Below are 23,527 nucleotides of genomic sequence, written 5' to 3'. Positions count from 1 at the left end.
GGCGACAGCTGCGCCGTCCGGCCGTACGCTCTGCTCCATGTCGAGGCCCCGGGGATCGGTGCGCGCGTTCGCGCGCGGCGGCCTGGCCCTGGCCACGTGCGGTCTCGCCGTCACGGGGGTCCTCGTCGCCACGGACGGCACGACGTTCCCGGGGGTGTCGGCGCCCACCGTCGCGCTCGCCCCCGCGGTAGCGGTCGTCGAGTGCGCCGCCGCGGGCCCCTACCGGATCCCCGAGCGCGGCAGCGTCGGCGTCCCGGCCGACGTCACGCTGTGCCCGAGCGGGCCGCGCACCGTCACCGTGCCGGGCGCCGTGCTGGACGGCTGGGAGGTGCGCGGCGGGATCGTCGTCGCGGCGCCGGACGTCGTGGTGCGCCGCAGCCGGATCGTCGGCGACGGCTCCACGCCCTTCGGCATCCGCACGGAGGGCGAGGGCTCGGTGCGCATCGAGGACGTCACGCTCACGGGGGACTTCCCGGAGGCCGCGATCGGCGGGGACCACTGGAGCGGCGAGCGGGTGGAGATCTGCGGCGTGACGCGCGACGGCGCCCGGCTCGGCGACTCCGCGCGGCTGCGCAACAGCAGCGTGCACGACTTCGCCACCGCTCCCGGCGACGCGGCGTCCGCGCTGGTCGTGCGGGGCACGGGCCGCGACGTCCTCGTCGAGGACAACACCGTGGAGCTGGGCAGCGGCCCCGGCCGCGACAGCGCGGTCCTGCTGGCGCCCGAGGACCCGGCGGAGGCCCGCGAGGGACCCGTGGTGATCCGGGGCAACGTGCTCGGCGGCGGCCGCTACACGCTGCGCCAGGACGAGCCGCGGATGCCCTCGGACGTCCGGATCACCGGCAACCGGTTCCGCCGCGACGCCGAGCAGGCGCCGCTGCGCGTGTCGCGGCGCGCGGTGCTGGAGGACAACACCTACCTGGACGGGGGGCGGTTGCCGCTGCCCTGACCGGTGACGCCTCCCGGGGTGCGACACGCCCGGGCGGCAGCCCGGCTGGCGCGAGTCGCGCCGCACCGGGCAGACTGATCACCACAACCGAGATCGGCGGACCCGAACGGGACACGAGGGCGTAGGGGAAGACGTTCCTCGTCGACGTTGGAGGTCTGCAGTGAATGCACGCGGCGTGGTCTTCGTCCACTCGTCGCCGACTGCGGTCTGTCCGCACGTCGAGTGGGCGATCTCCGGCGTGCTCGGGTCCAAGGTCTCGCTGCAGTGGGCTCCACAGCCCGCCGCTCCCGGCCAGATGCGGGCCGAGTGCAGCTGGAGTGGTCCCGCGGGCAGCGGCGGGGCGCTCGCCGGCGCCCTGCGGGCGTGGCCGATGTTGCGCTTCGAGGTGGCCGAGGAACCCAGCCCGGGTGTCGACGGCGAGCGGTTCTGCCACGTGCCGACGCTCGGCCTGTGGAGCGGGCGCACGAGCGCCAACGGCGACATCGTGGTGGGGGAGGACCGGCTGCGCAGCCTGGTGGCCGAGGTGCCGGCGAACCGCCTCGCCGGGCGGGTGCACGAGCTGCTCGGCGGACCGTGGGACGACGCGCTCGAGCCGTTCCGACTGGCCGGCGACGGCGCCCCCATGACGCTGCTGCACCAGGTGGGGTGACCGGCCGGTAACGATCCGGACGAGGAGTCGGACGAAACGGTCCGAACCTCACCCGGACGAGCGACCGCTACTCCGTTCGGCCGTTAGCATCGCCGGGATCCGCGGGGCAGATCCCCTGCGCGGCAACGGGAGGACGGCAACGGTGGCGGACACAGTCGGGACGGCCGGCCCATCACGTCGAACGGTCTTCGGTCACCCGATCGGGCTGACGAACCTGTTCGGTGTGGAGCTGTGGGAACGGTTCTCGTTCTACGGGATGATCCTCATCCTGGGGTACTACCTGTACTACAGCCTCGAGGAGGGCGGGCTCGGCCTGCCGCAGGCCACCGCCACGGGCATCGTCGGTGCCTACGGCGGCGTGGTCTACCTGAGCACGGTGCTGGGCGGGTGGCTCGCCGACCGCGTGCTCGGCATGGAGCGGATGGTCTTCTACGGCGGCGTCGTGGTGATGCTCGGCCACATCGCGCTCGCCGTGCTGCCGGGGCTGTCCGGCGTCGGGGTGGGCCTCGTGCTCGTCGCGCTGGGCAGCGGGGCGCTGAAGGCCAACGCCTCGTCGCTGCTCGGCACCCTCTACGAGAAGGACGACCCGCGCTGCGACGGCGGCTTCACCCTGTTCTACCTGGGCATCAACCTCGGGGCGTTCATCGGGCCGCTCATCACCGGGCTGCTGCAGACCTCCGCGGGGTTCCACGTCGGGTTCGGGGCCGCGGCCGTCGGCATGGCGCTGGGGCTGCTCCAGTACGGGCTGTTCCGCCGCAACCTCGGCGACGCAGGACGGCACGCGCCCAACCCGTTGCCGCGCTCGGCGCTGCCCAAGGCCGTCGGGATCGGCGTGGCGATCGTCGTGGTGATCGCGGTCGTCGCGCTCACCGGGCTGGTGACGCTGGCGACGTTGCCCCGCGTGGTCACCGGTGTGCTGGTCGTCGGGTCGATCGCGTACTTCGCCACGATGTTCACGAGCCCGAAGGTGACGGCGAGCGAGCGCACCAAGCTGCGCGCCTACATCCCGCTGTTCATCGCCAACGCAGCGTTCTGGTCGCTGTTCCAGCAGATCTTCACCGTGCTCGCGGTGTACTCGGACGAGCGGATGGACTGGACGATCTTCGGCTGGACCGCGCCCGCGTCCTGGATCGGCTCCCTGGAACCGATCTGGATCATCATCCTGTCGCCGGTGTTCGCGGCGCTCTGGACGCGGCTCGGGCGGCGCGCGCCCTCGACCCCGCACAAGTTCGCGTTCGGCGTGATCGGGATGGGCGTGGCGTTCCTGCTCTTCCTGATCTTCGCGGGCGGTACCGGGCCCAGCACACCCGCCGTGGCCGTGCTGTTCATCCTCGCGCTGTTCGCGATCTCCGAGCTGATGCTCTCGCCGATCGGGCTGTCGGTCACCACGAAGCTCGGGCCGGAGTCGTTCCGCGCGCAGATGATGGCGCTGTACTTCTTCTCCGTGGGCCTCGGGACGTCGATGTCCGGCGTGCTGGCGAAGTTCTACTCGCCGGACGCCGAGTTCGCCTACTTCGGCCTCAACGGTGCGGTCGTGATCGTGATCGGGCTGGTCGTGCTCGCGCTCAGCCCGTGGATCGTGCGCCACATGGAAGGCGTGCACTAGGTGTACTGCCCTGGGAGGACCCCGCTGTGACCCGCTGGGCGACGCCTGCCGTCGCGCTGCTGCTCGGTGCGCTGCTCGTGGCGGGCGGGGCGACCGCGCTCGCCACCCGGGCGACGGCCGGGCCCGCACCGCTCGCCGCACCACCGTCCGTGCCCGCCGAGGGAGTGGGGTCGGGGGAGGTTCAGCTCTCCGCGGACGCCGCGCAGCACCCGGCGGCCGACTCCGTGCGCGCGCAGCTGCAGCGCCACTACGACGCGATCAACGAGCGCGACTACGCCGGGTGGCGCACCACGGTGGTGCCCGCCCGGGCGGAGGCGCTGCCCGAGGACGACTGGCAGGACGCGTACGCGACGACCCGGGACGGCACGATCCGGGTGGACCGGATCGACGCCGATGTCGACGGCGGCCTGCTGGTGCGGGTGCGTTTCGTCAGCGCGCAGGCGTTGCAGGACGCGCCGGCAGACCTGCAGGCGGAGCGCATCTGCTGGCGCTCGACCCTGCCGATGCGCGGAGTGCCGCCCCTGATCGACGTGACCGGGGGCGGCAGCTCCGCGCCCGAGGAGTGCTGACGCGGGGTCCGGTCAGACCTTCGTGAACGCGACGGCGGCGTTGTGACCGCCGAAGCCGAACGAGTCGCAGACCGCCGCCGTGAGGTCGACCTTGCGGGGCTCGCCCGCCACCACGTCGAGCTCGACGCCCGGGTCGAGCTCCTCGAGGTTGAGCGTGGCCGGGATGACCCCCTCCTTGATCGAGAGGAGGGTGACGATGCTCTCGACGGCGCCGGCCGCGCCGACCAGGTGCCCCAGCGCCGACTTGGGCGCGGTGAGCACCGGGTGGTCGCCGAGCGCCTTGCGGACGGCACGGGTCTCGCCCACGTCGCCCGCCACCGTGGAGGTCGCGTGGCAGTTGACGTGCCCGACGTCGGAGGGGTCGAGCCCGGCCTCGCGGACCGCCTTGGCGATGGCCCGCGACTGCCCGACGCCCTCCGGCTCGGGGCCGGTGATGTGGTAGGCGTCGGCGGTGAGCCCGGCCCCGGCGAGGCGGCCGTGCACGGTGGCACCGCGGGCCGCGGCGTGCTCGGCCCGTTCCAGCACCAGCACCCCGGCTCCTTCGCCGAGCACGAACCCGTCGCGCCCGGTGTCGAAGGGACGCGAGGCCCGCTCCGGGTCGTCGTTGCGCTGCGAGAGCGTGCGGGCCTGCACGAAACCGGCCACCGTGATGCCCGTGATGCAGGCTTCGGCGCCGCCGGCGAGCACGACGTCGACCTCGCCGCTGCGCAGCAGGGTCAGCGCCCAGGCCAGCGCCTCGGCGCCGGACGCGCACGCGGAGACCGGTGCGTGCACCCCGCCGCGGGCGCCGTACTCGATGCCGACCCAGGCCGCGGGACCGTTCGGCATCAGCATCGGCACGGTGAGCGGCGAGACCTTGCGCAGGCCGTCGGACTCGAGCAGGTCGTCCTGGTCGAGGAGGGTGACGGCGCCGCCGATCCCGGTGCCGATGACGACGCCGAGCCGCTCGGGGTCCACCTGCTCGCCCGGCTCGCCCAGTCCGGCGTGCTCCCACGCCTCCTTGGCGGCGACGAGGGCGACCTGCTCGCAGCGGTCCAGGCGCCGGGCCTTGACGCGGGGCAGCACCTCCGTCGGCGCCACCGCGAGCGGCGCGGCGATCTTGACCGGGAGCTGGTGGCGGGTCACCCACTCGTGCTCGTCGTCGTCGATCCGCCGGACGCCGGAGCGCCCGGCGAGCATGGCTTCCCAGGTCGACGCGACGTCCCCACCGAGCGGGGTCGTCGCGCCGAGCCCGGTGACGACGACCTCGACCTGGGTGCCGCCGACCTGGGAAGTCACTGGTTCTTCTGGATGTAGTCGACGGCGTCGCCGACCGTCTTCAGCTCGGCCAGCTGGTCGTCCGGGATCTTCACGCCGAACTTGTCCTCGGCCTGCACGGCGATCTCGACCATGGACAGCGAGTCGATGTCGAGGTCGTCGACGAAGGACTTCTCGGCGGACACCTCGGCGGTGTCGATGCCGGCGACCTCCTCGACGATCTCGGCGAGCCCGCTGAGGATCTCGGTGTTGTCGGCCACGGTGGTTCTCCTTCTGGTGGGGGACTGGAGCTTGTCACGCGAGCTGATCCGCGCGGGTTCCGCAGGGATCCTAAGGACAGACGACGACCTGGCCCGCGTAGGACAGGCCGGCGCCGAAACCGACGAGCAGCACGGTGTCGCCGGAGCGCACGCGGCCCGCGGCCCGCATGTGGTCGAGCGCGAGCGGGATCGACGCCGAGGAGGTGTTGCCGGAGTGCACGATGTCGTCGGCCACGACCATGTCGTCGCGGGCCCCCGAGGCACGCAGCCGCTTGGCGACGGCCTCGACGATGCGCAGGTTGGCCTGGTGGGGGACGAAGACGTCGATGTCGGCGGGCGTGACGCCGGCCAGCTCGATGGCCTTCAGGGCGATCGGGGCGATCTTCGTGGTCGCCCAGCGGAAGACGGCCTGGCCCTCCTGGTAGAGGGCGTTGGTGTCCGGGTTGACGCGGATGGTCTGGGCCATGTCGCCCGCGCTGCCCCAGGCCAGCGGCCCGACGCCGACCGAGGCCTCGTCGGCGGCCGGTCCGAGGACCGCGGCGCCCGCGCCGTCGGCGAAGATGATCGCGGTGGAGCGGTCGGTCCAGTCGATCCAGTCCGACAGCTTCTCCGCGCCGATCACCAGCACGTTCCGCGCGGAACCCGCGCGGACGAGGTCGGCGCCGGTGCCCATCCCGTAGCAGAAGCCGGCGCAGGCGGCGTTCAGGTCGAACGCCCCCGGCGCGGGGATGCCGATGCGCTCCGCGGTCTGCGCCGCGGCGTTCGGGATCCCGTTGGGCATGGTGCAGGTCGCCACGATGACGGTGTCGATCTCGGTCGGGGCGAGGCCGGAGTCCTTGACCGCCCGGGAGCCTGCCTCGGCCGCCATGTCGACCAGCAGCGTGCCCTCCTCGGCGATGCGCCTGCTCTGGATGCCGACGCGCTCGCGGATCCACTGGTCGTTGGTGTCCATGCGCTGGGCGAGGTCGTCGTTGGTGACGACGTTCTCGGGCTGCGTGCTGCCCAGGCCGAGGAGCCGGGCGCCGGCGGCGGCCCGCGCGGTTCGGAGGGATGTCACGTGTCGGCTCCCGCGTGCTCGGTGATGAGGGCGACGGCCTTGTCGAGGTCGTCGGGAGTCTTGAGGGCCAGCGTCGCCGTGCCCTTGAGCTCGCGCTTGACGAGGCCGACGAGCGTGCCCGCGGGCGGCAGCTCGATCACCGCGGTGACGCCGAGCTCGCGCAGCCGGGCCATGCAGGAGTCCCACCGCACGGGGCGGGTGACCTGCGCGACCAGCCGGCGCAGCGCCTCCGCGCCGCCGGTGACGACGTCGCCGTCGGCGTTGGAGAGCAGCGGCCGCGCGGGGTCGGCCGCGGTGACGGACTCGGCGTGGCGGCGCATCGCGTCCTCGGCGGGGGCCATGAAGCGCGTGTGGAACGCGCCCGCCACCGGCAGCGGGATCACGCGGGCGCGTTCGGGCGGGGCGGCGGCCAGTGCCTCGAGCGTCTCGAGCGGACCGGCCGCGACGACCTGACCCGCTCCGTTGCGGTTCGCCGGGTCCAGCCCCAGCTCGGCGAGCTTCGCCAGCACCTCGTCGGGTTTCCCGCCGAGGACCGCGCTCATGCCCGTCGGCTCGAGGGCGCACGCGGCGGCCATCTCCCGGCCGCGCACCGCGGCGAGCGACACCGCGGCGTCGGGGGAGAGGACCCCGGCCACGGCGGCCGCGGCGAGCTCGCCGACGGAGTGCCCGGCGACGGGCGCGGCGGCGGGGAGCGCGGTGCGCTCGCCGAGCCGGGCGGCGGCCAGCAACGCGGTGGCGACCACCAGCGGCTGCGTGACGGCGGTGTCCTTGATCTCGTCGGCGTCGGCCGTGGTGCCGAGGCGGCGCAGGTCGAGACCGGTGTCGGCGGACCAGCGGGCGAGGGTCTCCGCGGCGGCGTCGGAGCCTTCCCGCCCGTCGAGCCACGGGGCGAGCATTCCCGGGGTCTGCGAACCCTGGCCGGGCGCGAGGAGGGCTATCACGACTGCGAGCAAACCCGGTCGCGGTCCGCGGGGGCACCCCTGACGCCCACCAAGTCCGGCAGCGGGGTTTGGAGGTTTCCTCCAACGACGTCGTCCCGTCCGTCGGGGTACTGCACTGCGCCACCGTCCTCGTTCGTCGGGTCTCCGCAGCTCACCCGGGGTCTTCCGGGCCGCGGTCGGTGCCCAGTCTGGCGGCCAGGACGGCGATGCGCAGCACCAGCGCGTCGCGCGGATCGGTGGGCTGCAGCCCGGTGAGCTCGCTCACGCGGCGCAGCCGGTAGCGCACGGTGTTGGCGTGGACGAACAACGCGCGGGCGCACGCCTCGAGCGCGCCACCGCCGTCGAGGAACGTGGCGAGCGTGGTGAGCAGCTCGCCGCCCGCCGCGGTCAGCGGGTCGACGTAGGCCGTGACGAGCTTGCGGTGCGCCACCGGGTCGCCGGCGAGCGCGCGCTCCGGCAGCAGGTCGTCCGCCGCCACGGGGCGCGGGGCGTCCGGCCGGGCGGGCGCCGCCCGCAGGCCGGCGAGCGCATCGCGGGCGCTGACGTGCGCGGTGGTGAGGTCGGCGACGCGTGGCCCCACGACGACGGGGCCGGGCCCGAAGGCCTCGACGACCGTGCCGATGTCACCGCCCGTGTCGAGCCCGGGCGGCTCCGAGAGCAGGACGACGAGCCGGTTGCCCTGCACCCCGACGAGCACGGACTGGCCCGAGCGGTCCGCCTCGCGGCGCACCTCGGACAGCAGGTCCTCACGGGCTTCCGGCGCAGGGGTGCCGACCACCACGCGCAACGGCTCGGTCGGGTCCCACCCCAGCGCGGACGCGCGTGAGACGAGGCCGTCGGCACTGCTGCGGGCGGTGCTGCCCGGATCCGCGCCGGGCCCGCGGACGACGGCGTCGACCACCACGGCCTCGACGCGCGCGTCCCAGGCCCCGCGGTTCTCCGCCTCGCCCGCGTACACGGTGGCCGCGGAGAAGGCGATCTCCCGCCCGAACCGCAGGACGCCCTCGACCAGGGCGCGGCGCTCGGCCTCGTCCGCCGCCAACGGTGGCAGCTGCTGCTCGAAGACCTGCGTCGCGATGCGGACGAGGTCGACGGTCTGGGACAGGGTGAGCCGGCGCGCCAGATCGCGCGGCGCGATGCGGAACGCCTCCGCCGTGAGCCGCACCCGTTCGCCGCGCTGGCCGAGCCAGGCGACGAAGTTGGCGACCCCGGTCTGCGTGACGAGCTGGACGCCCGCCCGCATGCCGGCCGGCAGCCGGGCGAACCACGGCAGCCGCTGCTCCATCGCCGCGAGGCATGCGGCAGCCAGGTCTCCAGCGGCCAGCTCCAGCCTGCGGAGGGTGGCCGTCGATACCGGCGCGGCAGCGCCGGGACCTGCAGCGTCAGGACCTGCCGGTGTTCCGGCGATCAGCCGAGCGGGGTGACCTTGGTGGCCTGCGGGCCCTTCTGGCCCTGCTCGATGTCGAACGACACCCGCTGACCCTCGTCGAGGCTCTTGTACCCGTTGGTCTGGATCGCCGAGTAGTGCACGAACACGTCCGCGCCACCACCGTCAGGAGCGAGGAAGCCGTAGCCCTTCTCGCTGTTGAACCACTTGACGGTGCCCTCTGCCATTCTTGCTCTCCTCGTACCTGGTGCCGGGGCACGTCCGCCCCGGTCGGGACACCGTTCGCGAGATCACCCGCGCCGGCGTCGCGCCGGAGCGTATCGTGTTCGGGCCCCGCTGCCGAGAGTTGATGACCAGTGTTTTTTCGGCGACCGGTGGCGTGGGAGAGCCGCGTTCGCGCGGCGACGCGGCTCTCCCGCACCGGCGGGGTCAGGCCACTCCGCTGTCGCTGGTCTGCGGTCCGGCGGCCTGCGGGTCGTCGATCCGGTACTTCGCGGCGGCCTCGGCCACCGCGGCGCGGTCGAACTCGCCGCGCCCGGCGAGCGTGGCCAGCGCCGCCACCGTGATGGACTCGGCGTCGACGTTGAAGTGCCTGCGCACCGCGGGGCGCGTGTCGGACAGGCCGAACCCGTCGGTGCCGAGGCTGGTGAACGGCGCCGGTACCCACTGGCGGACCAGGTCGGGCAGCGCCCGCATCCAGTCCGAGGCCGCGACCACGGGGGCGTCCCCGTCGAGCGCCCGGGTGACGTGGGGGACGCGCGGCTCGGCGTCCGGGTGCAGCAGGTTGTGCTGCTCGCACTCGACGCCGTCGCGGCGCAGCTCGCCCCACGAGGTCACCGACCACACCTCGGCGCCCACACCCCACTGCTCGGCCAGCATGTCGCGGGCCTGCAGCGCCCACGGCACCGCGACGCCCGACGCCAGCAGCCGCACCTGCGGGCCCTCGGACCGCGGGCTGGCCGCGTACCGGTAGATGCCGCGCAGCAGCCCGTCGACGTCGAGGCCCTCGGGCTCGGCGGGCTGCACGTAGGGCTCGTTGTAGACCGTCAGGTAGTAGATGACGTTCTCGCCCTCGAGCGTGTCGCCGTCACCCCCGTCCGTGCGTGCCCCATACATGCGGCGGAGCCCGTCCTTGACGATGTGCGCCACCTCGAAGGAGAACGCCGGGTCGTAGGACACGACGGCCGGGTTGGTGCCCGCGAGCAGCATCGAGTGCCCGTCGTTGTGCTGCAGGCCCTCGCCGGTGAGCGTGGTGCGTCCGGCCGTGGCGCCGACGAGGAAGCCGCGCGCCATCTGGTCGGCCGCGGCCCAGATCGAGTCGCCGGTGCGCTGGAACCCGAACATCGAGTAGAAGACGTAGACCGGGATCATCGGCTCGCCGTGCGTGGCGTACGAGGTGCCCGCCGCGGTGAACGAGCCCACGGAGCCCGCCTCGTTGATCCCCTCGTGCAGCAGCTGGCCCTGCTCGCTCTCGCGGTAGGCCAGCATCAGCGAGGCGTCCACGGACGTGTACTGCTGCCCGTTCGGGTTGTAGATCTTCTGCGTCGGGAACATGGAGTCCATCCCGAACGTGCGCGCCTCGTCCGGGATGATCGGCACGAACCGGCCGCCGATCTCGGGGTCCTTGACGAGCTCGCGCAGCAGCCGGACGAACGCCATCGTGGTGGCGACCTCCTGCTTGCCCGAGCCCTTGCGGACGATGTCGTAGACCTTGTCGCCCGGCAGCACCAGCGGTTTCGCCGTGACGCGCCGCGAGGGCAGGTGCCCGCCGAGGGTCCGCCGCCGCTCCTGCATGTAGCGGATGGCCGGGTCGTCCTCGCCCGGGTGGTAGTACGGGGGCAGGTACGGGTCGGCCTCGAGGTCCTTGTCCGGGATCGGGATGCGCTGCGAGTCGCGGAACTCCTTGAGGTCGTCCAGCGAGAGCTTCTTCATCTGGTGCGTGGCGTTGCGGCCCGCGAAGTGCGAGCCCAGCCCGTAGCCCTTGATGGTCTTCGCGAGGATGACGGTGGGCTGGCCCTCGTGCTCCAGCGCCGCCGCGTAGGCGGCGTAGACCTTGCGGTAGTCGTGCCCGCCGCGCTTGAGGTTCCAGATGTCGGCGTCGGACATCGGCTCGACCAGGGCCTTCGTCCGCGGGTCGCGGCCGAAGAAGTGGTCGCGCACGTAGCCGCCGTCGTTGGCCTTGTAGGTCTGGTAGTCGCCGTCCGGCGTCTGGTTCATCAGGTTGATCAGCGCGCCGTCGCGGTCGGCGTGCAGCAGGGAGTCCCACTCCCGGCCCCAGATCACCTTGATCACGTTCCAGCCGGCGCCGCGGAAGAACGACTCCAGCTCCTGGATGATCTTGCCGTTGCCGCGGACCGGCCCGTCGAGGCGCTGCAGGTTGCAGTTGATGACGAACGTGAGGTTGTCCAGACCCTCGGTGGCCGCCACGTGGATCATCCCGCGGGACTCCGGCTCGTCCATCTCGCCGTCGCCGAGGAACGCCCACACCTGCTGCTGGGAGGTGTCGGACAGCCCGCGGTCACCCAGGTACCGGTTGAACCGGGCCTGCATGATCGCGTTCATCGGGCCGATGCCCATCGAGACCGTGGGGAACTCCCAGAAGTCCGGCATCAGGCGCGGGTGCGGGTAGGACGGGAGGCCGTGGCCGGGCCCGCCGTGCGAGAGCTCCTGGCGGAACCCGTCGAGCCGGTCCTCCGTCAGCCGCCCCTCGAGGTAGGCGCGGGCGTAGATGCCGGGGGAGGCGTGGCCCTGGATGTAGATCTGGTCACCCCCACCCGGGTGGTCCTTGCCCCGGAAGAAGTGGTTGAAACCCACCTCGTAGAGCGTGGCCGAGGACGCGTAGGACGAGATGTGCCCGCCCACGCCGATGCCGGGCCGCTGCGCGCGGTGCACCGTCATCGCGGCGTTCCAGCGGATCCAGCGGCGGTAGGCCCGCTCGGCCTCCTCGTCACCGGGGAACCACGGCTCGCGGTCGGTGGGGATGGTGTTGACGTAGTCCGTGCTGGTCAGCGAGGGAACGCCGACGTGCCGCTCCCGGGCGCGCTGCAGCATCCGGAGCATCAGGTACCGAGCCCGCTGCTGACCCGCGGCGTCGAGCATGGCGTCGAAGGAGTCGAGCCACTCGGCCGTCTCCTCGGGATCGATGTCCGGCAGGTGCGCGGCGAGCCCGTCGCGGATGACGTGCACGCGGCGCGGCCCAGACCCAGAAGTCCGGGTACTGCCGTCGTTGTTCTGGCCGGTCAAGGGATCTCCCTGCATGGCTCGTGCTGAGTCGGTGGACGCTGCTGTCGTCCCCTATCGTGCCCCTCGGCGCTCGATCTCGTAACGAGTGGTTGCGCGCCGGACAGTCGTCGTGTTCGGATTCCGCAACCGACGGGCCGGACCTGCACCAGTCAGGGCCGGTCGAACCAGGGTACGAGGTAAAGGGGTACACGCGTGGTCGCCGCGGATGATGCCGGACGTTCGTCCGACATCGCGGGCAAGCTCGGCGTCGAGCCGGGAATGGTCGTCCAGGAGCTCGGTTGGGACACCGACGTCGACGAGGCGGTGCGCGACGCCGTCGAGGAGAGAGCCGGGGACGAGCTTCTCGACGAGGACGCCGTCGAGGTGGTGGACCTCGTCCTGATGTGGTGGCGGGACGGGGACGGCGACCTGGTCGACGCCCTGATCAACGCCATCGGTCCGCTCGCGGACAACGGCGTGATCTGGGTCCTGACCCCGAAGACCGGTCGGACCGGGCACGTCGAGCCCAGCGAGATCGCCGAGGCCGCCCCGACGGCGGGGCTCTCGCAGACGTCCAACGTCACGGTCAGCGACAGCTGGGTCGGGGCGCGGCTGGTGTCGCCGAAGTCGGCGAAGTCGAAGCGCTGAGCGGAGCGAACAGAGGGCGCTGAGCGGAGCGAACAGAGGGCGCTGAGCGGAGCTCGCGGAGCGAACAGACGGCGCTGAGCGGAGCTTGAGGAGCGAACAGGCAGCGCTGAGAGCCGAGCCCCTGCTCCCGGCAGGTCCTCACCAGCGGTGCCGGAAACGGTCCCGCCAGGGGCGGCCGTCCGGGTCGTAGAGCATCCGGTACGCGGGCACCGCCCACGACCGGGTGAGCTTGCTCATCCGTTCGGGTCGGTGCCGGCGCAGCCGGCCCGCGGGTCGTGGGCCCGTCCGGCCGGCGTCGTGCCATGCGTCCAGCGCGTCGGCCGCGGCCTCGACGGCGCGCACTGCGCCGTCCGCCTCGACCAGGTCGGCGTCGTCGCCGGGGTCCCGGTCGAGGTGCTCGCGCAGCAGCTCCAGCCGCAGGTCGCGGGCGAACGCAGCGTCCAGGACGGCGACCGACAGCTCGCTGTCGTGGGTCCAGGAGCGCCGGTTGAGGTTCGCGCTGCCCGCGCACGCCCACGTGTCGTCGACGACGGCGACCTTCGCGTGCACGTACACCGGCGTGCCCTCGTGGTTCTCCAGGTCGTAGACGTGCACGCGGTCCGGGGCCGCCCGGTGGCACACCTCGATGGCCTGCAGGCGCCCGACCTGGTTGGGCGGCAGCGCGAACCCGCCGTCGACGTCGGGGTGGCGGGGCACGACCACGACGAGGTGCAGCTCGGGGCTGCGGCGCAGGGCGTCCGCGAGCAGCTCGGCGATGTGCGGGGACCACATGTACTGGTCCTCGAGGTAGACCAGCCGCCGCGCCCGCCGCAGCACCTTCGCGTAGCCGCGGGCCACCGACCGCTCGCCGCGGGGCGCGAAGGGGTAGCCGGGCCGGATGGCCGGGTAGGTGCGCAGGACCTGCACGCGCGCGTCCCCCGCGGGTGGCGGGTCCGGCGGGCGCTCCGGCAGCGGGTCGGCGACCAGGTCGGCCCGGAAGAACAGGTCGCGCAGGTGCGCGATCGGGTTGTGCGTGTCCAGCGAGTGCGGGTCCTCCCAGCGCTCCCGGAACACCGCGTCGAGCAGGCCGACGGCCGGGCCGCGCACCTCGAGCTGCACGTCGTGCCACGGCGGCCGGTCGCCGTATGCCCCCGACATCGGCACCGCTTGCGGGTCGCCCGCGTGCGTGGCGTCGTCGCGGCGGGAGTGGCACAGGTCGATGCCGCCCGCGAACGCGACGTCGCGCTCGGGGGCACCGGGGCGGCGCAGCACCACCAGCTTCTGGTGGTGCGACCCGGCCCGGCGCACCCGCTGGTCCAGCAGCACCTCGCCGCCCGCTGCGCTGACCTCGTCCCCGAGCTGGCGGTTCTGTTCCTCGCTGTAGGACAGCTCGTCGCGGTGCGAGCGCCACATCAGCCCCTTCACGAGCACGCCGCGGCGTGCGGCGTCGCAGAACAGCTCGCCGACGGTCGGCCCGCCGGGGCAGAGGCGCTCGTCGGCGTCGCCGCGCCAGTCGGTGAAGAAGAGGTGGTCGCCGCGCCCCAGCCGCCGCACCTCGTCGACGAGGCGGGCGAAGTAGGCCGACCCGTGCACGTGCGCCACGACCCGGTTCCCCTCGCACCACTCGGGCAGCCGGCACGCGTCGTTGCCGCGCTCGGCGCCCGCGAGGAACCAGTCCTCGGTCCGCATCCCCACCCCTTCCCGCCGGCCGCGGAGACTAGGCTCCCCGCGACCGCACCGCACGAGTCGAGGAGATCACGCGATGGCGCCCGAGGCCGGCACCGAGGCACCGGACTTCACGCTCAAGGACCAGGACAACCAGGAGATCACGCTCTCGTCGTTCCGCGGCGAGCGCAACGTGCTGCTGGTCTTCTACCCGTTCGCGTTCTCCGGCACCTGCCGGGGGGAGCTGTCCGCCGTGCGCGACGACCTCGCGAGCTTCCAGAACGACGACCTGCAGATCCTCGCGGTCTCCGTCGACCACCCGTACACCCTCAAGGCGTGGGCGGACGCCGAGGGCTACCGCTTCCCGCTGCTGTCGGACTTCTGGCCCCACGGCGCCGTGGCCCAGGCCTACGGTGTGTTCCAGGAGGTCCGCGGCATGGCCCTGCGGGGCACGTTCCTGGTCGACAAGTCGGGCGTCGTGCGGTTCGCCGAGGTCAACCAGCCCGGTGAGGCGCGCGACCAGGCGGTCTGGAAGAAGGCGGTCGCGGCGCTCGCCGGATAGGGTCGGTCCCGCCCTCAGGGCGCGTAGCTCAGCGGGAGAGCACTCGGCTTACACCCGAGCGGTCGCAGGTTCGAACCCTGCCGCGCCCACCAGTCCGACCAGGACATGTGCCGGGACGTCCGACGGGCGGGACGCGCGAGGAGCAGCGCAGCCTCGTCGAGCCGACGACGGGCTACCGCGTCCCGGTGGGTCCTGCTCCGGGTCAGCTCGACGTACGGCCGGTGCAGCGGTCCCGATCGGCGAGCGCTGCGGCGTACAGCTCGATGTCTCGCAGGCCGACGCCCCGCCCGCTCGCCCGCAGCCGACCGACCAGCGGCACCACCTCGTCGGCCCACCAGCGCTGCCCCAGCTCGCGCGGGCCGATACCGGCCAGTCCACGGCGAAACCCCCAGGCCTCGGCGGCGTCGGCCAACCGCGCCCAGTCGGCGGGACGGTCCAACCACAGCTCGGACCGGGTCTCGTCGGGCAGCGACACCCGCAGCAGGAACTCCCGCTCGGCCGCCTTGCTGGCCAGGTGCGACAGCCGCAGGCACCACATCGCGTACGCCGTCGTGCAGATTCGACGGACGATCGCCGGTACGCTGTGCTGCTCGCGCTCCCGGGCCACCGACACCCGGTGGTGCCCGTCGACCACGAAGTACATCTCGCCGAGCTGGATCAGCTCCACCCGGGGCAGCACGATCCCGCAGGCCACGGCATCCGCCACCGAGCGGTGACGCGACCGCAACGCCCGGTTCAGCAACCGGAACCGCGCGTCGAAGTCCCCGGCACGCCCCACGGTGCCCACGATCCGGTCGGTGCGCACGTCGTCCGGGTAGACGATCATGTCGCCGTCCCGGCCCAACGCGGCGATCGCGTCCGCGAAGACCAGCGGCGCACGGCCGTCCGGGTCGTCGCCGCGCAGGTCCCGCCACCACTCACCCATTCCCTCACTGTAAGGCGGCACTGCGGCCCACCTCGTGTCTTCGGGGCCCGGGTTGCGTGGGCGGCCGATGGCAGGTCACCGCGGCGATCAAGGGCTGACGGTCGCTGTTGGAGATCGTTTGTGGTCCTCGGGACCATCGCGCCCGCGAGGCCTCTGATCCGCCGGGAGCGATGGCGGCCTACCGGCCGACCGCTCCGTCGATCCGCTCGCGCAGGATGTCGGCGTGGCCCGCATGGCGGGCCGTCTCGGTGATCATGTGCTGGAGGATCCATCGGGCGGTGCAGCGCGGCCTGCCGTTCGCCGGAGTGTCGATGATCTGGTCGAGGTCGGTCCACCCGGCGATGATCACGTCGGACTCCTGCGTGGAGCGGTTGTACCCGGCGACGAGTCCGGCCACGGTGTCGTCACTGGCGAGTGCCGCGGCCGCCGCCATGTCGTCGATCGTGGCTCCGCCGAACCAGAACCGCTCGGATACCGTCAGGTGCTTGATCGTGAGCCGTACCTGACGGTGGCGGCCGCTGTGGGGTGCGGCTCGGACCGATCACGTCCTCGTGATCGCAGTGAGCCGCACGTGAGGGTGGCGCCGGCGCTGTGGCGTACGGCTCGGAGTGACCATGGCCTCGTGATCGCTGTGAGCTGCACGTGGGGGTGGTGCCGGCCGCTGTGGGGCGCGGCTCGGATCGATCACGGACCTGATCGTTGCGCGCCGCACGTGGCGGTGGTGCCGGCCGCTGTGGCGTGCGGCTCGGATCGATCACGGACCTGATCGTTGTGTGTCGCACGTGGGGTGGCGTCGGCGCTGTGAGGCGCGGCTCGGGCTGATCACGTCCTAGTGATCGTTGTGAGTCGCACGTGGGGGTGGTGCCGGCCGCTCTGGTGTGCGGCTCGGGCCGATCACGTCCTGTTGGGCTTGCGCGCCTCGACCAGATAGCGGTGGTCGTGGAACACGACACGGCCGTTCGCGCGGATCGTCGCGTCGAGCTCCCGCAGCCGTGCCTCGTGCCGGTCCACGGCGAAGTCCGGCACCTGCCAGGACACGGCCTTCAGGAAGTACACGAGCGCACCGATGTCGTGGAGGGCGTGCTCGGGCGTCTCCTCCCGGCTGTCGACGATCTCCAACCCGGCTGCCTGCAACGCCGCGCTCGCGGCGGCGAGCGTGGACGTCTCCGCGTAGTCACCGGGCGGGGCGCCCAGTGCCCTGTTCAGGTCGTCGAGGTTGTGTGCGCCGACGCCTTGCTCCAGGTAGGTGCCACCCGCGCGCAGGACGCGGGCGATCTCCCGGGCCGGGGCAGCGCCGTGGTGGTTGAGGACGAGGTCGAACTCGCCGTCCCGGGCGGGGAGCGCGTCGCCGTCGGGCGTCCGCACCTCGACGCCCAGCGGAGTGAGGCGCTCGCGGGCGAGCGGGACGTTCGGCTCCCAGCTCTCGGTCGCGACGGCGTGCCCCGGCAGCGGTGCCAGGCTCCCCAGCAGCTCGCCACCGCCGGTGTCGACGTCGAGGAGGCTCGTGGCGCCGGCGATGAGGTGCCACGCCCGCGTGTCGTAGGACCAGGACGGTTCGGCCTGGTGGGCCCGTCCGCGGAGCCAGCCGAAGTCCCAGCCCTGGAAAGGAGCGGCGAGCGCAGCGGCCACCAGCTCCTCGTAGGACTTCATCGAACCTCCCGTGTCCGGTGCTGACGTCGTGAGGTCATCGGCGCGGAAGCCTCCGTTGCTGGCGAGGAGCTGACCGTTGATCCACTGTCCGTCGGGCGAGCAGAGGAACCGGATCAGGTGCGCGGTGTCCTCGGGTGTGCCGAGGCGCCCCAGCGGCGTGGCGGTCGTAGCGCTCGCGCGGATCTCCTCGGACATCCACCCGGTGTCGACCGGGCCGGGGTTGATGACGTTGGCGGTGACGCCGAGGTCGGCGAGCTCGTGCGCCGCGGCGAGGGTGATGCGGTCCAGAGCGCCCTTGCTGGCGCCGTAGGGGAGGTTGTGGGTCGTGTGGTCGCTGGTGAGGCTGATGATCCGCCCGGATCCGTGCGGGCCGGTGAAGCGCATGGCGAACTGGCGGATGAGCAGCCAGGTCGCGCGGGCGTTGACCGCGAAATGCCGGTCGAAGCTCTCCACACTGGTGTCGAGCAGGCCCGAGGCCACGGACTCGCAGTGCGCGATGATCAGTGCGGTGACCGCACCGAGGTGCTCCTCGACGGCGTCGAAGATCCGGTCCGGGGAGTCGGGGTCGGCCAGGTCGGCCTCGAGGGGAAGGACAGCGCCCCCGTGCCGGCGGCAGGCGTCGGCGATCGAGCTGGTGGCCCCGGGCTCGGCACCCCATGGCATGCGGCGGTCGTAGGCGTCCCAGTGGGTGAAGGCGATGTCCCAGCCCTCGGCGGCGAGCCCGGTGGCGATGCCTGCGCCGATCCCGCCGGTCCGCCCGACGCCGGTCACGAGCGCGACGGGGCGGGTCGGACTCCCGGTGCGATCAGAGTGGGTGGTCACCGTCAGGCAGCTTCGCGCGTGCCGTTGGTGGCGCGCAACCGGTTTCCTGGACGCGTGCTCGTCGCATCGGTCGTACTCACGGGCAGCCGGCCGACGGTGATCGGCCCGAGGCGTACCTCAGAGCGGTTCCGACCGCCGTGGCGTGCTTCTCGCGGCGCTCGTGGAGCGGCTCGGCTGCCGCTGCGTCAGGGCGCGAGGTGGCGGCGGAACCACCTGGTCAGGCCGGAGTCCACCTCGCGGGCCAGCGGCAGCTGTGGCGCCGGCTCGATGCCCGGCTCCTCGGCGAGGGGGTGCGCCAGCCCGGAGATCGACAGCAGTTCGGACTCCGGCCCCAGCGCGTCGACGAGGCGCAGCGCGTCGGCACGCAGCCCCGGGTGGTCCAGCTCGCCGCTGACGACCATTAGCGGCGCACGGCCGGCGATGGTGTCGGCGTCGGCGAGGAAGTCCAGACTGTCGACGGCCTTCTCGGACTCGGCGTCGTACGGGTAGTCGCCCGGGAACAGCTCCACGACCGACCGCATCCGGATGGCGGCGTTCACGACGGCGCCGGCGAAGACCGGGATCTCGGTGTCGGCGAGGACCCGCAGCGCGACGGCCCCGCCCAGCGAGCCGCCGAGCACGCCGATCGGGCCGTCCTCGACCGGCAGCTGCGCACGGATCGACGCCAGCGCCGCCGGGAGCTCCTCGGTCGCCTGCCGGACGAACGGGTGCAGGAAGGACATCAGGACGTCCTCGCGTATCAGCTCCCCGACGGCGTCCACGCTGCCGTCGACCATGCGCGCCCCGCACATCGGCATGCCGAGGTGCACCCGCCACGCGGGCAGGCCGTCCATCGGCAACGCGGCGGCGAACGCCGCGTCGGACCGCGGGGCGTCCAGCATGTGCCAGGTGACGATCAGCGGGGCGGGGCCGTCGCCGGGCGGCGGCAGGGCGGTGAACGGCACCCCGGCGGCCGTGCCCGTGATCGAGGACTGCATGCGGCGACGGTAGGACCCGGGCTGCGCGGGCGGAACCGGTTACGCCGTCGGCGGAATCACGGTGATCAGCGGAGGGTCGCGTCCAGCTGCCGGATCAGCTCCCCGACCCGCCCACCGCCGCTCGGGGCCGCCGGGTAGCGCCTCAGGACGTCCACCACGACGGGACCGGCGAGGGTCCGCGACAGCGCGATGTGCCCGGCTCCGACTGCGGGATCGTCGCCCGCGGACAGCTCGAGAGCTCGTGCCGCATGGGCGGCCGGTCCGAGGATGTGCCTGACCTGGGTGGCATTCGCCAGGGGGTGCAGGTACGGCGCACCAGCCGCCGCGAGGGCCGCGCGCGCCGCATCGCTCGCCGCGGCCTGCCCCGCGTCGCGGGCCTCCTGCGCGGCCCGGTGCGCGGCCCACGCGCTGTCCCGGATCGCCTTGGTGCGCTCGCCTCCCTCCGCGAACGCCTTCGCGGCCTCGAACGCGGCCCGGACCCGCCGATCCCCGGGGCGCTCCCGCTCGAAGATCGCCAGGGCCGGTAGTGCGCAGGCCACCGCGTACTCGGTGACCTCCCGGAGCTCGGACCGGCTGAGGTCGATGGCCCTGGCAGCTCCCGACATGGCCGCATCCTCCCGCGCAGCGGTGTGCTTCGCCGGGACCGGTTCCCGCCGGTGGCCGGCGGCCTCTCGAGAAGGGGACTCGCGCTGTCGGAACGGGAGACTCGCGCTGTCGGAACGGGAGACTCGCCCTGTCGGAACGGGATACTCGCCCTGTCGGAACGGGAGACTCGTGCTGTCGGAACGGGAGACTCGCCCTGTCGGAACGGGGGACTCGCGCTGCTCAGGCGGGGGACTCGCGCTGTCGAGACGGGGGACTCGCGCTGCTCAGGCGGGGGACTCGCGCTGTCGAGACGGGGGGCTCGCGCTGCTCAGGCGGGGGACTCGCGCTGTCGAGACGGGGGGCTCGCGCTGCTCAGGCGGGGGACTCGCCCTGGTCCGGTCGTGGCATCTCGCGCAGTCGCGCGTAGGTGCGGCGGAGGACGTCGAGCTGGGCGGCGTTGTAGAGGTCGTGCATCGCCCGGTTGGCCGTCTCCTGGGCGAAGCGCGAGCCGCCGGGTGCGTCCGCGTTCACGTCGACGAGCCCGGGGTTGTCGGCGAGCAGGTCGCGGACGTAGGGGGCCATGCGCACGGCCAGCGCGTCGCGGGTCTGTTCGTCGGCGTCGGGGGGCAGGTCGTCGAACTTGCCCAGGGTGGGGTCGGCGCGCAGGTTCTGCAGCATGTCCGCGTAGGTCTGCAGGCCCCGGGGGCCGAGCACGCGGGTCATGACGACGACGAGCGAGCGGTCGGCGTCGGAGAGCCCGGCCTCCGCCGCGGCCGGAGCGAAGTCGGGGGGCAGGTCGGTCGGTGCGGACCGGCGCAGGATCAGGCCGAGCTCGACGCGCACGCGCTGGAGCCGTTCGATGGTGGCGGCCAGCTCGGCGTCGAGGCTGCGCAGTTCCTCCGCGGGGTGGTCGTCGGCGTCTCCCATCGCGGCGATCTGGGACAGGGAGAACCCGAGGTCGGTGAGGCGCTTGATGCGCAGGACGCGGACGAGGTGGGCGACGCCGTACTGCTTGTACCCGTTGGCGCGACGTTCCGGCTCGGCGAGCAGCCCGACCTCGTGGTAGTGCCGCACCGCACGCACGGTGGTGCCGGCGAGCTCGGCGATCTCACGGGTGCTCCACGCCACGACTGCCACTCCTGTCCGGATCGGGCACCACCGGGACCGTGCCGCTGTGCGACATCCTGCGCGAACGGTTCCGCACAGGCACGGTCGCGGTCGGCCGTGCGGACGTGTGACACCCGTCCGAGGTGCATGATCTCGATCACCGGAGGGGGCTGCGGCGCAGCCTGCCGAGGCGGTAGCGTCGCCCGCAGAAGCGGGAGAGGCACGCGTCCGGTGGCTGGGTTGGCGCGTCTTCGAGGCATGCCTGGAGACGCCCGTGACCTGTCCCGCACCCATGTCCGAACCCGTTGCCGCCGCGCCCGGTCTGCGGGCCTACCTGCGGGTGCTGAGAACGCCCTGGGTGGCGGTGCCCGCGCTCGGCGCCGCGGTCGCGTCGGTACCGATCGGGATGCTCGGGCTCAGCCTGCTGCTGCTCGTGCAACAGCGCAGCGGGAGCTTCGCCGCGGCCGGGGCCGTCGTGGCGGTGCTGGGGATCGGCACCGTCGTCGGCATGCTCGTGCAGGGGCGCCTCCTCGACCGGATCGGGCCACGGCGGGTCCTCGCAGTGAGCTCGGCGCTGCGTGCCGTCGCCTCCGTGGCGTTCGTGGCGGTGGCCGGGACGGGGGCACCGCTGCCCGTGCTGGCGGCCCTCGCGTTCGCGATCGGGGCCGGTGAGCCGCAGGTCAACGGCGCGCTGCGCGCGATGTGGCCGTCGCTGGTCCGGCGGGAGCTGCTGCCGGCGGCCAACGCGGTGTCGTCGGTGGTGTTCGAGCTGCCCGTGGTGGCCGGGCCCTTGCTGCTCGCGCTGGTGATCGCGGTTCTCCCGGTCGAGGTCGCCGTGCTGGGCGCGGCGGGGTTCGCCGTCGCCGGCGCGTGGATGTTCGCCCGCAGCGGTGCGGCCCGCCGGTGGCGGCCGCGCCCGCCGCTGCGGGAGCGGGGCCGCGCGGCCGGGCTGCTGGGCCCGCTCGCGATCCCCGGCGTCCGGGTGATCGTGGTGGCGATGTCGGTGCCGGGCACGGCGCTCGGGGTCCTGCAGGTCACGAGCGCGGCAGCGGTGGACGCTGCGGGCGCTCCCGCGCAGGCCGGGCTGCTGTACGCGCTGCTGACCGCGGGAAGCCTGCTCGGGACCGTGCTGTACGGGAGCCGGGCGCGGGCCGTCGGCGGTCGCAGGCTGCTCCCGGCGCTGCTGGCCGCGGAGGCGGCAGCGCTCGTGGCGGCCGCGGTGGCGCCGGGTGTGCCGTTCCTGGCCGTCGTCGTGTTCGGCTTCGGGATGTGCGGCGGCCCGATCGCGGTGCGCTGCTTCATCGACCTGCAGCGGTGCACGCCCGAGGCACCCGCGGCCGCCGTCACGCTCGTGATCGCGGCAGGGCTGGCCGCGACGTCACTGGGAACCGCGGCGGCGGGCTGGGCGGCCGACACCTGGGGGCTCGCCCCGCCGCTCGTCGCCTGCTCCGGCCTGCTGCTCGCCGTCGCCGCGGGCCTGCTGCGGAAGCGGTGACGACGGGTCAGGTGTGCACGCTGCCGGAGTCGCCCCACGCCCCGCTGATGCCGCCGATCGGCCGGTGCCGGGCGGGTCGCGGCCCGTCGGGATCGGTGTCGCGCACGGGCCGGGTCGCGAGGTACCGATCCAGCGGGTCGGCGCGGCCGGCGCGGCGGGCGGCCTCGCTGATCACGTCGGACAGGTTGTGCAGGTACCAGTCGTGGGAACGGTGCGACTCGAGCCAGATCTCGTAGAGCAGCTGCCCGTCCGGGTCGGCCGACTCGTAGCGTTCCCACTGCTCGGTCCGGTAGAGGAACAGGACGCGCTTCCGCTCGTCCGCCGGGAGGTAGCCGGCGTCGATCGCCGCCGCCAGCGGCTCGACGTGGTCGGGGTACGACCGCCGCTGCGCGAGCTCGCACACCCGCTCGCGAGCCGCGCCGGGCCCCAGCCGCCGCAGGGACCGGCGGTACCGCTCGGCCAGACCTGTTCCGGTCAGACCGGTGCCGCGCACCAGCGCGTCGGCCGTCCCGGCGTGCTCGTCGTCGATCAGGTCGAGGCGGCCCTTCGCGACGGCGAGGAGCACGTCGTCCCGCTCCCGTGGGACGAGGTGGGGGTTCGCGACCGCGGCCTCGGCGGCGAGCGGGTCGGGCAGGAAGTGGGGGCGGCGCCACGGCGCCGCCAGCGCGTCGAGGATCAACGGGTGATCGGTCGTCGAGAGGAGGTCCTGCAGATCCTCGCGGCGGGGGGAGTCGGAGGAGGCGCCCATCACCAGCGAGCTGACGAGGCGCTCGCGAACGTCGCGCCCGCCGGCGGGCTCCGGGCCGGCGTCGAGGAACGCGATGAGCCGGACGTGCGGCACGTGGCGACCGGGTGGGGTGGGCGCGAGCAGCAGCGGCGCGGCCACCGACGACCACACCCGCGCCGACTGGTCCGAGTGCGGGCCGCCCGACTGCAGCAGGCACTGGAAGGCGATCTCGCCGAAGACCTCGGGGTCCGCGCTCATCCGGTCCAGCGCGGCCAACGCCCGTCCGGCGCTGGGGCCGGGCGCGCCGGCAGCGATGCGGACCAGCGGACCCGCGACGGAGGTGGCGCGGCGGCGGGTCAGCTCCCGGGCCAGCCATGCGGTGGCCGAGGAGGCGAGCGGGCCGGCGCCGCTCAGGCCCCAGCGCTCCAACCGGCGGCTCGTGCGGTGGGAGATCACCCGGTACACGCTGCGCGGCGAGGCGTGGCAGG

The 23,527-nt window shown here is 73.5% G+C and carries 21 protein-coding genes, 1 tRNA gene and 1 pseudogene; 8 read left to right on the top strand and 15 right to left on the bottom strand.

Annotation, left to right across the window (positions count from 1 at the left end; all coding sequences use genetic code 11):
- The first annotated feature begins 37 nt into the window (after positions 1-37).
- From FB558_RS05145 to FB558_RS05130, 4 genes are all read left to right on the top strand, one after another.
- Positions 38-949: a right-handed parallel beta-helix repeat-containing protein gene (locus FB558_RS05145; protein WP_142048598.1), complete on the top strand. Its 912-nt coding sequence runs from the start codon at positions 38-40 to the stop codon at positions 947-949.
- A gap of 160 nt (positions 950-1,109) precedes the next feature.
- Positions 1,110-1,598 (top strand): DUF3145 domain-containing protein, encoded by a 489-nt coding sequence (locus tag FB558_RS05140; RefSeq protein WP_170231192.1) that lies wholly within the window; start codon positions 1,110-1,112, stop codon positions 1,596-1,598.
- Positions 1,599-1,740: 142 nt separating this feature from the next.
- Positions 1,741-3,204, top strand: a complete 1,464-nt coding sequence (locus tag FB558_RS05135; protein WP_142048596.1) for a peptide MFS transporter — start codon at positions 1,741-1,743, stop codon at positions 3,202-3,204.
- 26 nt (positions 3,205-3,230) lie between these two features.
- Positions 3,231-3,773 (top strand): hypothetical protein, encoded by a 543-nt coding sequence (locus FB558_RS05130; RefSeq protein ID WP_142048594.1) that lies wholly within the window; start codon positions 3,231-3,233, stop codon positions 3,771-3,773.
- A 12-nt stretch (positions 3,774-3,785) separates the two neighbouring features.
- Here FB558_RS05130 and FB558_RS05125 read toward each other — a convergent pair whose 3' ends face one another.
- The 7 genes from FB558_RS05125 to aceE all read right to left on the bottom strand — a co-directional run bounded on the left by FB558_RS05125 (position 3,786) and on the right by aceE (position 11,933).
- Positions 3,786-5,051 (bottom strand): beta-ketoacyl-[acyl-carrier-protein] synthase family protein, encoded by a 1,266-nt coding sequence (locus tag FB558_RS05125; RefSeq protein WP_142048592.1) that lies wholly within the window; start codon positions 5,049-5,051, stop codon positions 3,786-3,788.
- Positions 5,048-5,290: an acyl carrier protein gene (locus FB558_RS05120; protein ID WP_094925099.1), complete on the bottom strand. Its 243-nt coding sequence runs from the start codon at positions 5,288-5,290 to the stop codon at positions 5,048-5,050. Before FB558_RS05120 ends, FB558_RS05125 begins: the two co-directional genes overlap by 4 nt.
- 70 nt (positions 5,291-5,360) lie before the next feature.
- Positions 5,361-6,347 (bottom strand): beta-ketoacyl-ACP synthase III, encoded by a 987-nt coding sequence (locus FB558_RS05115; protein WP_142048590.1) that lies wholly within the window; start codon positions 6,345-6,347, stop codon positions 5,361-5,363.
- Complete coding sequence (locus tag FB558_RS05110) at positions 6,344-7,288, bottom strand: ACP S-malonyltransferase (RefSeq protein ID WP_142048588.1); 945 nt, start codon at positions 7,286-7,288, stop codon at positions 6,344-6,346. The genes FB558_RS05115 and FB558_RS05110 overlap by 4 nt, the downstream gene beginning before the upstream one ends.
- Positions 7,289-7,439: 151 nt before the next feature.
- Entirely contained in the window at positions 7,440-8,573 is a 1,134-nt protein-coding gene (locus FB558_RS05105) for a PucR family transcriptional regulator (protein WP_142048586.1), read from the bottom strand.
- A gap of 122 nt (positions 8,574-8,695) precedes the next feature.
- Positions 8,696-8,902 carry a cold-shock protein gene (locus tag FB558_RS05100; RefSeq protein ID WP_075941971.1) on the bottom strand — a complete coding sequence of 69 codons (207 nt, stop codon included), beginning with the start codon at positions 8,900-8,902 and terminating at the stop codon, positions 8,696-8,698.
- A gap of 202 nt (positions 8,903-9,104) precedes the next feature.
- The gene (aceE, locus tag FB558_RS05095; protein WP_425467968.1) at positions 9,105-11,933 is read right to left on the bottom strand and encodes a pyruvate dehydrogenase (acetyl-transferring), homodimeric type; all 2,829 of its coding nucleotides are present in this window, start codon (positions 11,931-11,933) and stop codon (positions 9,105-9,107) included.
- 177 nt (positions 11,934-12,110) lie between these two features.
- Here aceE and FB558_RS05090 point away from each other — a divergent pair, with 177 nt between their 5' ends.
- The gene (locus FB558_RS05090) at positions 12,111-12,545 is read left to right on the top strand and encodes a DUF3052 domain-containing protein (protein WP_142048582.1); all 435 of its coding nucleotides are present in this window, start codon (positions 12,111-12,113) and stop codon (positions 12,543-12,545) included.
- A 138-nt stretch (positions 12,546-12,683) separates the two neighbouring features.
- Here FB558_RS05090 and FB558_RS05085 read toward each other — a convergent pair whose 3' ends face one another.
- Complete coding sequence (locus FB558_RS05085; RefSeq protein WP_142048580.1) at positions 12,684-14,213, bottom strand: phospholipase D family protein; 1,530 nt, start codon at positions 14,211-14,213, stop codon at positions 12,684-12,686.
- A gap of 73 nt (positions 14,214-14,286) precedes the next feature.
- Here FB558_RS05085 and FB558_RS05080 point away from each other — a divergent pair, with 73 nt between their 5' ends.
- Together FB558_RS05080 and FB558_RS05075 are read left to right on the top strand one after the other, a co-directional pair.
- Complete coding sequence (locus FB558_RS05080) at positions 14,287-14,751, top strand: peroxiredoxin (protein WP_142048578.1); 465 nt, start codon at positions 14,287-14,289, stop codon at positions 14,749-14,751.
- 17 nt (positions 14,752-14,768) lie between these two features.
- A tRNA-Val gene (locus FB558_RS05075) sits at positions 14,769-14,843 on the top strand.
- 110 nt (positions 14,844-14,953) lie between these two features.
- Here the strand turns inward: FB558_RS05075 and FB558_RS05070 are convergent.
- From FB558_RS05070 to FB558_RS05045, 6 genes and pseudogenes are all read right to left on the bottom strand, one after another.
- Positions 14,954-15,676, bottom strand: coding sequence for a ParB N-terminal domain-containing protein (locus FB558_RS05070; RefSeq protein ID WP_142048576.1), 723 nt, complete (start codon positions 15,674-15,676; stop codon positions 14,954-14,956).
- A gap of 178 nt (positions 15,677-15,854) precedes the next feature.
- A pseudogene (locus FB558_RS05065) lies at positions 15,855-16,172 on the bottom strand (mycothiol transferase); the annotation flags it as partial.
- 398 nt (positions 16,173-16,570) lie between these two features.
- Entirely contained in the window at positions 16,571-18,148 is a 1,578-nt protein-coding gene (locus FB558_RS43820; protein ID WP_142048572.1) for a methyltransferase domain-containing protein, read from the bottom strand.
- Between the two features lie 185 nt (positions 18,149-18,333).
- Entirely contained in the window at positions 18,334-19,125 is a 792-nt protein-coding gene (locus tag FB558_RS05055) for an alpha/beta hydrolase family protein (protein ID WP_142048570.1), read from the bottom strand.
- A 65-nt stretch (positions 19,126-19,190) separates the two neighbouring features.
- A complete protein-coding gene (locus FB558_RS05050; protein ID WP_142048568.1) occupies positions 19,191-19,730 on the bottom strand; it encodes a putative immunity protein in 540 nt (179 codons plus the stop codon).
- A gap of 352 nt (positions 19,731-20,082) precedes the next feature.
- The gene (locus FB558_RS05045; protein WP_142048566.1) at positions 20,083-20,838 is read right to left on the bottom strand and encodes a helix-turn-helix domain-containing protein; all 756 of its coding nucleotides are present in this window, start codon (positions 20,836-20,838) and stop codon (positions 20,083-20,085) included.
- A gap of 271 nt (positions 20,839-21,109) precedes the next feature.
- On the opposite strand from FB558_RS05045, the gene FB558_RS05040 reads away from it, so the two are divergent.
- Positions 21,110-22,312, top strand: a complete 1,203-nt coding sequence (locus FB558_RS05040; protein WP_142048564.1) for an MFS transporter — start codon at positions 21,110-21,112, stop codon at positions 22,310-22,312.
- Positions 22,313-22,319: 7 nt separating this feature from the next.
- On the opposite strand, the gene FB558_RS05035 is transcribed toward FB558_RS05040, so the two are convergent.
- Positions 22,320-23,495 (bottom strand): hypothetical protein, encoded by a 1,176-nt coding sequence (locus FB558_RS05035; RefSeq protein WP_142048562.1) that lies wholly within the window; start codon positions 23,493-23,495, stop codon positions 22,320-22,322.
- Positions 23,496-23,527 lie beyond the last annotated feature (32 nt).

The organism is Pseudonocardia kunmingensis, from assembly GCF_006716445.1.
Taxonomy (GTDB): domain Bacteria; phylum Actinomycetota; class Actinomycetes; order Mycobacteriales; family Pseudonocardiaceae; genus Pseudonocardia; species Pseudonocardia kunmingensis.
Note: the sequence above shows the minus strand (reverse complement) of the source record. Positions and strands in the feature narration are given on the sequence as shown.

Excerpts from the sequence above, each read along its gene's own strand:
- FB558_RS05055 (WP_142048570.1), bottom strand. The coding sequence starts at position 19,125 with ATGCAGTCCTCGATCACGGGCACGGCCGCCGGGGTGCCGTTCACCGCC.
- FB558_RS05070 (WP_142048576.1), bottom strand. The coding sequence starts at position 15,676 with ATGGGTGAGTGGTGGCGGGACCTGCGCGGCGACGACCCGGACGGCCGT.
- FB558_RS05040 (WP_142048564.1), top strand. The coding sequence starts at position 21,110 with ATGTCCGAACCCGTTGCCGCCGCGCCCGGTCTGCGGGCCTACCTGCGG.
- FB558_RS05085 (WP_142048580.1), bottom strand. The coding sequence starts at position 14,213 with ATGCGGACCGAGGACTGGTTCCTCGCGGGCGCCGAGCGCGGCAACGAC.
- aceE (WP_425467968.1), bottom strand. The coding sequence starts at position 11,933 with ATGCAGGGAGATCCCTTGACCGGCCAGAACAACGACGGCAGTACCCGG.
- FB558_RS05050 (WP_142048568.1), bottom strand. The coding sequence starts at position 19,730 with ATGTCGGGAGCTGCCAGGGCCATCGACCTCAGCCGGTCCGAGCTCCGG.
- FB558_RS05105 (WP_142048586.1), bottom strand. The coding sequence starts at position 8,573 with ATGGAGCAGCGGCTGCCGTGGTTCGCCCGGCTGCCGGCCGGCATGCGG.
- FB558_RS05100 (WP_075941971.1), bottom strand. The coding sequence starts at position 8,902 with ATGGCAGAGGGCACCGTCAAGTGGTTCAACAGCGAGAAGGGCTACGGC.
- FB558_RS05080 (WP_142048578.1), top strand. The coding sequence starts at position 14,287 with ATGGCGCCCGAGGCCGGCACCGAGGCACCGGACTTCACGCTCAAGGAC.
- FB558_RS05145 (WP_142048598.1), top strand. The coding sequence starts at position 38 with ATGTCGAGGCCCCGGGGATCGGTGCGCGCGTTCGCGCGCGGCGGCCTG.